The organism is Pseudoalteromonas sp. TAB23, from assembly GCF_000498075.1.
GTDB lineage: Bacteria > Pseudomonadota > Gammaproteobacteria > Enterobacterales > Alteromonadaceae > Pseudoalteromonas > Pseudoalteromonas arctica.
The window spans coordinates 1-2234 of the sequence record NZ_AUTP01000310.1 but is presented as its reverse complement, the minus strand read 5'-3'; the positions used below and the strand labels follow the sequence as shown (position 1 = coordinate 2234).

Annotated in this window: 2 protein-coding genes and 1 pseudogene; 2 read left to right on the top strand and 1 reads right to left on the bottom strand. The window is 40.0% G+C overall.

The annotated features are described in order from the left end of the window. A partial coding sequence (locus L654_RS0119890) for an ATP-binding protein (RefSeq protein WP_024608866.1) occupies positions 1-562 on the top strand: 562 nt, incomplete at its 5' end. A 3-nt stretch (positions 563-565) separates the two neighbouring features. Beyond that, positions 566-1517, top strand: a pseudogene (locus L654_RS01000000126470) (alpha/beta fold hydrolase). Here the strand turns inward: L654_RS01000000126470 and L654_RS0119880 are convergent. Next, on the bottom strand, positions 1477-2234 hold a 758-nt coding region (locus L654_RS0119880; RefSeq protein WP_024608865.1), incomplete at its 5' end, for a cation diffusion facilitator family transporter. The pseudogene L654_RS01000000126470 and the gene L654_RS0119880 overlap by 41 nt on opposite strands.

The following is a 2234-nucleotide window of genomic DNA, read 5'->3' as shown; positions in this document are numbered from 1 at the left end:
TAGCCAATCGTATTTATTACGTATAGAAAAAGAAGCAAACCAACTTGATAAAATGATTGCCGACGTGCTGCAAGTTTCTCGCTTAGAAGCAAAAAGCCAGGCGCTTTCACTGCAAAAACAATCATTACAAATAATTGTAGATCACGTTATTAACGATGCGCAGTTTGAAGCAAAACAAAATAATAAGCAGCTAAATATACTGGGCGCTGTAGACGTAAATATTAATTGCGACGAAACACTTATTGCCAGCGCACTTGAAAACCTACTTCGCAACGCTATTAAATACGCAAACAATACAATTAGCATTACTCTAAAGCACACAGATGCCATTTATATAGAAATATGTGATGATGGCTCTGGTGTGCCAGATGATCAACTGAGCAAGCTTTGTGAGCCCTTTTTTAGACAGTCAGATGCGCGGGATCGCGTAAGTGGTGGTACAGGTTTAGGGCTGGCGATTGCTAAAAATGCTATTACTGCGCATGGTGGCAGTTTAGTATTATCAAATAAAGAACTAGGTGGCTTGTGTGCTAATATAACCTTGCCATTAATAAAAGAGTAAAGCATGTTTTATAGTAGTGAGCGTGAGCTTAAGAGTAATCAAATAACAATTAATAACTTTTATAAAAGCACGCTAATTAAAGCTTATTTAGATACACCTAACGGGCAATTATTTTATGCTTATGCCGTACCAGATAAAGCCAAAAATGCCATTGTAATAAGCTCTGGGCGCCTTGAAGGGTTAGATAAATATAAAGAGTTGTTATGGGAGCTGTATAACAATAATTTTGCCATATTCATAGCCGATCACCAAGGACAAGGCCGCTCTTATCGCCACCTACTAAATAAGCACAAAGGCCATGTTAATCAATTTAAAGATTACAGCGCAGACCTAAACTTATTTAATACACAAATAGTGGATACTCATTGGCAAGGTAAAAAGGTGTTAGTGAGTCATTCAATGGGCGGCGCCATAGCATTTAACTATCTTGCGCATTTTGAACACAACTTTAGTGGCGCGTTTTTATCAGCGCCTATGCTTGATATTTATACAAAAAACACACCAAAGCCTTTAGCTAAATTAATAGCAAGTACTGCAACCCTTTTGGGTCAAAAAGACAATTACGCACTAGGGCAAACCGATTACATACCCGATGAGTTTGCTACAAATGTATTAACCAGCAGCCCAGTGCGTTACGAGCTATTTAGGCAAACATATCAAGAAGAGCCATTACTACAGCTCGGCGGTGTTACTTACGGCTGGCTAAATGCGACGTTTGCATTTATAACTTCTGTGGATAACTTGAGCGTGACTATTCCACTTTATATTGCCAGTGCGCAAAACGACGAAGTGGTTGATAACAATGCCCAATATAAATTAGCAAACAGGCACGTAAACACTGTACTTAAAAGCTTTGAAGGCGCTAAACACGAGCTGTTTTTTGAACGTGATGAAATACGCCANCCAGCCATTGCTTAAGAGCTTGTATCAGTTTTGTGAGTCGGTGACGGCTTAACAAGTACCGACAAAGGGTCGAGGTGGATCAGTATATCTACCTCAGACTCAAAGCGTTCTTTAAGCATTGCCTCTACTTCATCAGCCACATTATGTGCGCGAATCAAACTTAAATGATCATCAAGCTCTAAGTGCATTTGGATAAACTTAACTTTTCCGCCTTGGCGCGTACGAATATCATGTACACCATGTACATCAGCATGGGCTCTGGCTATATCAAATATGCTTTGCTTTTCATCATCTGGCAGTTCTTTATCCATTAAGTGATCGGCACTATCGCGAGCAATATCCCAGCTGTTATAAAGTAAGTAACCCGCTACACCTATCGCAAAAACAGGATCGGCATACAACACACCATAATAAGCTAACAAAATAGCTAATAGCACAGCCGCATTTAATATTAAATCACCTTTGTAATGTACTGAGTCGGCTTTAATTGCAATTGAATCGGTATACTTAACCACCTTGTTTTGTACAAATACAATGACCAGCGTACACGCAATAGCAAAAATACTTACCCACACACCTAATAAAGAATGGCTTAACTGTATAGGGTTAAATAACCGCTCAATACCATGAAAAGCAAGTAGGCAACCTGAGCCTGCAATAAACGCGGCTTGCCCAAGTCCTGCAAGTGCTTCGGCTTTACCGTGCCCAAACCTATGGTCATCATCTGCTGGGCGCAGTGCGTAACCCAACACTAAAAAACTCATGGCGG